This is a genomic window from Paracoccus aerius (assembly GCF_014656455.1).
GTDB lineage: Bacteria > Pseudomonadota > Alphaproteobacteria > Rhodobacterales > Rhodobacteraceae > Paracoccus > Paracoccus aerius.
This window is the reverse complement of sequence record NZ_BNCL01000054.1, coordinates 1-6,544: the sequence shown is the minus strand read 5'-3', so window position 1 is coordinate 6,544 and position 6,544 is coordinate 1. Positions and strand designations below refer to the sequence as shown.

General features: G+C 60.5%; 5 protein-coding genes. 1 reads left to right on the top strand and 4 read right to left on the bottom strand.

All coding sequences use genetic code 11. The features are described 5' to 3' along the window. Window positions 1-221 precede the first annotated feature (221 nt). From IE224_RS20315 to sauS, 3 genes are all read right to left on the bottom strand, one after another. Window positions 222-1,598, bottom strand: a complete 1,377-nt coding sequence (locus IE224_RS20315; RefSeq protein ID WP_229849495.1) for an MFS transporter — start codon at window positions 1,596-1,598, stop codon at window positions 222-224. Between the two features lie 85 nt (window positions 1,599-1,683). Next, the gene (locus tag IE224_RS20310) at window positions 1,684-3,210 is read right to left on the bottom strand and encodes an AMP-binding protein (protein ID WP_191313289.1); all 1,527 of its coding nucleotides are present in this window, start codon (window positions 3,208-3,210) and stop codon (window positions 1,684-1,686) included. Further along, on the bottom strand, window positions 3,207-4,643 hold the full coding sequence (sauS, locus tag IE224_RS20305) for an acylating sulfoacetaldehyde dehydrogenase (RefSeq protein ID WP_268246574.1): 1,437 nt from the start codon (window positions 4,641-4,643) through the stop codon (window positions 3,207-3,209). The genes IE224_RS20310 and sauS overlap by 4 nt, the downstream gene beginning before the upstream one ends. A 149-nt stretch (window positions 4,644-4,792) precedes the next feature. Between sauS and IE224_RS20300 the strand changes: the two genes are divergently transcribed. Next, window positions 4,793-5,863, top strand: coding sequence for a LacI family DNA-binding transcriptional regulator (locus tag IE224_RS20300; protein WP_191313287.1), 1,071 nt, complete (start codon window positions 4,793-4,795; stop codon window positions 5,861-5,863). Window positions 5,864-6,385: 522 nt separating this feature from the next. On the opposite strand, the gene IE224_RS20295 is transcribed toward IE224_RS20300, so the two are convergent. Next, window positions 6,386-6,544, bottom strand: a 159-nt coding sequence (locus tag IE224_RS20295; protein ID WP_268246573.1) for a phosphate acyltransferase, incomplete at its 5' end; no start/stop codon positions are given.

Here is a 6,544-nt window from a genome sequence, read left to right as displayed (position 1 = left end):
AGGAAGCAGGTCGATGCTGGTCATGGCGGTTTCCTTGAGTGCAGGGGACCATCCGGCGCGGAGGGACCGCGCCGGATGGTCAGATTTGCAAAGCGGTTGGGATCAGGCTGCGCCGCGCTGTGGGCGCATGTCGGCCTTGTCGATCCCGGCCACGGGAACAGGCTTCTTCATCGCGTCGCGGCGGAAGGGCTCGCCCAGTTCCTGGTTCAGCAGCCCGAACATCACTTCATATCCGAAATGGCGGCAGCCAAGCTCTGCTCAAGATCGGGTTCCCTTTCCTTTTCCGTCGCTTGTTCGGTGAAGGGACGGTCGGGGCGGATCAGCAGGGCCGTTCCCGCGCCCACCAAAAGCAGTGCCAGCGAGATCGAGAACGGCAGATCCCATCGCCCGGTCAGATCGATGATCAGCCCGAAGACGACGGGTGAAATCATGCCGGCCAAGCCGAAGCCAAAGTTCATGAAGCCGCTGGCCGTACCTGAATACTGCGGTGCAATGTCCATGGGCGTTGCCCAAATGGGTGCCACGATCAACTCAGCGAAGAAGAACGCTGCGCTGAGGCTGATGGCTACTATCACCAGATCCGTCGAAAACATCACCGGCAGCATGCAGACGAAGGCGCCCAGGAAGCCCAAGATGATGACACTGGTCCGGGCCAGCGTAGTATTGCCCGTCCGACGCAGAATGCCGTCGCTAAACCAGCCGCCTGCCAGATCGCCTACCACGCCGGCCAAAAAAACACCTGCCGCGAAAATGGCGGATTTCTTCAGCTCAAGCTGATGTTGATGCAGGAAATAGGACGGGATCCAGTTCAAAAACATCCATAGTGTCCAGCCATAGCAAAAGTCGGTGATCGTCACGGGCAGCATCCGCCGGAGCAATGGACCCCAAGGCAGGGTCTTGCGTTCGCCGACGATCTTGGGGTCGGGCAGGTTTTCCAGCTCTTGCGGAGTGATGCCCTTGTGGTTGCGTGGATCGTCGCGGAAATAGAGCCACCATACTGCTACCCAGACAAAGCTAATCAGTCCTGAGATGATAAATGCGTGGCGCCATGACAGGGCAAGGATCAGGAAGGCAATCAGGGGCGGGGTCATCGCATTGCCGAAGCGGGCGAAGGCATGGGTGATGCCCTGTGCAAAACCCCGCTTTTCCGCCGGCATCCAATTCGACAGCGCACGGGTCGCGGTTGGAAAAGCCGAGCCCTCTCCCATCCCCAGCAGCACGCGCGCGACGATCAGAGAGATCGCACCCTGTGCAAAGCCGATCATCACGGTGGCCGTCGACCAGACAATGCCACAGATGATCAGCGTCTTGTGCGGGCCCAGCCGGTCGCCCAACCGGCCCCCTAGGATCTGGAACAGAGCATAGGGATAGGCAAAAGCAGAAAACGCCAGCCCAAGCTCGAAATTTGACAGGCCTAGTTCGGCCTGCATGGCGGGGGCGGCGGTGCTGATGTTCACACGGTCGATATAGGTAACCAGATACATCAAGCAGATGACGAACAGAATACGGTCCGTCGTCCTGAAGCGCGTAAGCCTTAGCATGTCTCCTCCCTGGATAATGCTGACGTTTCGTTTTTCCATCGGCCTGCAGCGTGACATGGGCGCGTCCTCCTCCGACGATACCCTGCTGCAGCAAACCGTTTCTGCGGGTCGATGTTTGCTCCTTCCCTCCGGGAGCCCTGCGCTACTGGGTCAGTTGCGCAAGTTTCAGGCGTTGAATCTTGCCTGAGGGACCTTTTGGCAGTTCGGCCATAAGGTGGATGACACCCGGAGCTTTGAACTTGCCAAGTCTCTGTTCGCAGATCGTAATCAGGTCTGGCGCCTGCAACGACGAGCCCGGCCGCAAGGTGACGGCCGCCTCCACCTGTTCACCGTAGCGGTCGCATTTGCGGGCAAAGGCGGCCGCTTCGACTACGTCGGGATGGGTATAAAGCGCTTCATCAATCTCGCGCGGAGCTATGTTCTCGCCGCCCTTGATGATTAGTTCCTTGAGCCGGCCGGTGACAAATACGTAACCGTCCTCGTCCATCCGGCCCAAGTCACCGGTGCGCAACCAGCCACCCGTGGTCAGGGCGGCGGCGGTCGCGACGGGGTCATTCAGATAGCCGCGCATGACATTGGCACCACGCACGGCGATCTCACCCTCGGCGCCTGGTGGCAGGGGGTGCATGTCCGACGACATGATTGCGACCTCGTTGCCTACAGCCCGCCCTGGAGAGCCGATCTTTCGCACGCTTGGCGGCAGCGGGTTCGACAGGATCTGGGCCGCTGTTTCGGTCAGGCCCATGGTCTCCACAATGGGAACGCCGAAGCGATGCTCAAAGCCCGCTTGCACCTCGGGTGCCAGCGCAGCCGAGGCCGAACGGCCGAAGCGGATGCGGGCCCGGCATTCGGCCGAGGGATCGCATTCGCCGTGCAGCAGGTGTGAGATGATAGTCGGCACGACCGAGAACCAGGTTGCCTCGTACTGATCGCAGAACGCCCAGAAGCGGCTAGCGGAAAAACGCTCGCACACCGTAACCGAGCCTCCCGACAGGAGCGGACCTAGAAGCGTCACACACAGCCCGTTGATGTGATAAAGTGGCAGCACGCAAAGCGCGCGATCACTAGGACGCAGGTCATGCGCCAAGGCAGGAGTCCAGCCACCAGCCAGCAGGCTGGCATGGTTGTGGACCACGCCCTTGGGCCGTCCGGTGGTGCCGGAGGTATACATCAGCAGCGCATCGTCACAGGGACCATGCGGATGCAGCGGGCCCGGTTGGCAGCCGGCTGGCCAATCAAAGCCATCACCAGCCTCGATCACCATGAGTTTGGCAGGATGGACAGCAAGGGCAGCCTGAAACAGCGCGTGCTGCGCAGGTCCCAGTAACAGTGCGCGGGCTGCGGAATGCGACACTGCATAACCGATGGCATCGGCACCGGCGACAAGGTTGATCATGGTGGCACGAAAGCCGCCATAAAGCACACCGAACAGCCCCAGCACCGAATTGCGACCATTTGGCAGCATCAGCGCAACGCTTTCACCGGGGATCAGTCCCAACCCGGACAGATGTGTGGCAATGCATGCAGCCTCATCGCGTAGTTCGCGCCAGGTCAGCGTTAGGCCGGACTCCGGGAACAGGTGGCTGATAGTTCCGCCCTGATGATCGGCGCGATAATCCAGCCACTCACGGATGGTGCCTTGCGGCGGATTGTGTGGATCCAGCTTCATTTCCCGGCCTCATGCCAGTAGTTGCCGAAAATCTCGTCCAGCGTGGGTTCGCGGGGGGGAATGGGCCGAACGACGCGGGTGCGCTGCATGAAGTGTTGCCAGTTCAGGTTGGCGTCTATGGAGTTGCCGCCCCAGCTGCCGCATCCCATCGACAATGAGAAAGGCAGGCCGTTGTCGAATGCCCCGCCGGTGGCAAAGCAATGCGCCTGATTGACGATGACACGGCACACCGGCAGGCTGCGGCCAAGCGCTACCGGACGATCCGTGTCTTGCGAGTGAAGCCCCACCGAATGGCCCGCACCCTGATGCAGCAGAATGCGGCGCGCCAGTTCGGCGGCATGGTTGAAATCGCGGGCGCGATAAAGTGCGACAATGCGGCTTAGCTTTTCCCCCGACAGCGGATGTTCGGGGCCGATTCCTTCGGTCTCAACAGCGATCAGGCGGGTGCCCGCGGGCACCTTGCCCGCAAGCCCCATCTTGTCGATCATCACCTCGGCGTCCTTGGCGATGATCTCGCGATTCATATGGCCGTCCTGCCAGAGATGCGAAATGATCCGCGGCGCTTCGGACGAGGGCAGCACCGCGCCGCCTTCGGCTGCCAGCGCCGCGAGGAAGGTGTCATAGACCGCATCGACCACAATCAGCGCGTTTTCCGAGGAACACGAGGTCGCATTGTCAAACGTCTTTGATGCGGCGATCTTGCCCGCCGCCGTTATCAGATCCGCCGTCTCATCCACAATTACTGCGACATTGCCGGCGCCGACGCCGATGGCTGGGCTGCCGCTCTGATAGGCGCGGCGCACATTGTCTTGGCTACCGGTGACAACGACAAGATCAGCGGTCTCCAGCAGACGTTGCGTCTTGGTCTTGCTGCCGAAGCCGGGCAGCATCTGCACCAGATCGCGATCTTCGCCGATGCGATCGAATTCGGCATGGATGAAGCCCAGCAGCATCTCGCAGCAGGCCACACCTTTGGGCGAGGGTGACAGCACCATGGCATTGCCGCATTTCAACGCGTTGATAATGTTGTTTGCTGGAGTCGCCGCCGGGTTGGTCGAAGGTACCACAGCCCCGATCACGCCGATGGCGCGCGCGATCTCGGTGATGCCGGTCGCGGGGTCGTCGGACAGAATGCCGTGGGTTTGAGCGGCGCTGATATCGCGCAACAGGCCCAAGGTCTTTCGATGGTTCTTGACGATCTTGTCGGCCACGTTCCCCAGCCCGGTGCTGAGAACCGCCAGTTCGGCCAACTGCCGGTTCCGCTCGGGCTGCATGATAGCCCAGCCGGCCGCCAAGGCCGCTCGGTCATAACGAGCTTGGCTGCCCTCCGCCTCGTATTCGGCCTGTGCGCTGCGCGCTCGCGCCATCACGGCATCGACCGACAGGATATCATTCGGGATGTTCATGACTATTACTTCTCCGGTTCTCGGCAGCAGCTCTGCCGAGAGAGTGAGTGGATCGCAGCTGGACCAAAAAAGGTGCCGCACTATCTGCAATGGTGATTTGGCGCAGCTTTTTCCTGCCGCGATACGTTGAGAGTAGGGGATGAAAACAGTCTTGCAAATGTTTTCATTTCTGCAGAATGTATATCGATTTCATTAGGGAAAATCAGGTGATTAAGCCCGATATTGTTTTCGTTGCGAACCTTGCAGGCGTTTCACCGGCCACCGTCTCACGGGTGATGAATCATCCCGAGCTGGTGCATCCTGAGACCCGCAGGAAGGTTGAACTGGCGGTTGAGAAGTCGGGCTATATCCGCAATCGCGCTGCCCAAGCGATGCATGGCAGGCGCAGCGCCACCATCGGGCTGGTGGTGCCGACGGTTGCCAATACCATCTTCGCCGAGGTCGTGCAGTCATTCAACGACACGGTTAGCAAAGAAGGCTTTACGCTGCTTCTGGCGTCTCATGGCTACGATCTGGACAGGGAATATCGGCTTATTCGTAAGCTGCTTGAACATCGCGTCGATGCTTTGGCGGTAGTAGGATTGGACCACAGCCCTGGCACTTTCCGCCTGATCTCTGGGCAGCGTATGCCTTTGCTGGCGATCTGGAATTATCTCCCGGATGCACCGCTGCCTTGTGTGGGCGTCGACAATTGCGAGGCGGGGCGATTGGCTGCCGAGCATCTTGTAGCCTTGGGGCATCGTCGGATCGGGATGGTGTTTCCTGAGACGTCGAACAATGACCGGGCACGCGACCGTAAGAAGGCGGCGACGGCAGCCTTCATTGCGGCAGGGATCGAACTGCCACAACGTTGGCAGATCACAGCGCCCTACAGCATTGCCCAAGCCAAGGCCGCCTGTCTGGAACTGCTGGAGGGAGAGGATCGGCCGAGCGCATTGCTTTGCGCCAACGACGTGATCGCGCAGGGCGCGATCTATGCAGCGGCTCGTCTAGGGATCGCGATTCCCGACAGCTTGTCGGTAATCGGAATCGGGGACTTCGCCGGCTCCGCGCAGATGGAGCCGGCCCTGACCACTGTGCGCATTCCGGCGCAGCAGATCGGAACCGCAGCCGGCGAGGAAATTGTCACGGCGGTCAGCCGGTGTGATCCCGATCGCATGATCCGCCGTCGCGTGGAACTCGAACTGATTATGCGTACAAGCACCGGCCTGGCTCCTGAATTGATTGCGCGCGGGCAGTCCACGTGATGCAAGCCTAGCTTGGGCGTGTTGGCGTTTGAGGATTCCCACACTGTCGCTGGCTGATGCAAGGTTGCCAAATGGGGGCAACCTTGATCGGTACGATATTGACCGATACGCGGCGGTACTTATCGTCCCGCATTGCCTTGGTCAGGAATGTGACCTGACACTGGCGTGCCAACACCTAGCCAATGGTAACCTTTGGGTGAAAGGCGTTCTTGGAAGCCCAACATAACGCCACAGGCCGCCTTCCATTAGGTAGGAGTGCCCTTCGATCAGGCAGGGAACGATCACCGCCTCTCCGAACCTGTCGTGTCTTTCTCCCGCCCCATGGATCGGCGCAGGACCGATCGCCCACGGCCAGGATTTTGCCGTCGCGAACTGCAGCATGGGCGGCGGTGGGCATTTCGGAGCCACAGTCAGGATGGCCTTGGTGGCAAAGACAGTTGTATTGGGCACGTCTGCTCCGCCCGCTTGGAGGGGTGTCAGCATTGGCTGCGGCAGGGATATTCCCCTGAGATGCGGCCATCGTTATCGAGGGACAAGTTCGCGGTTCTTTTCCTGCCGTTCGGTTGCCTGCTCGATGTTTCCCGGCCCTGCCATGACGGCGGTAACGGCCGCGGCATTGACGATGTCTTCGGTTGTGCATCCGCGCGAGAGGTCGTTGGCGGGCTTGGCGAGGCCTTGGAG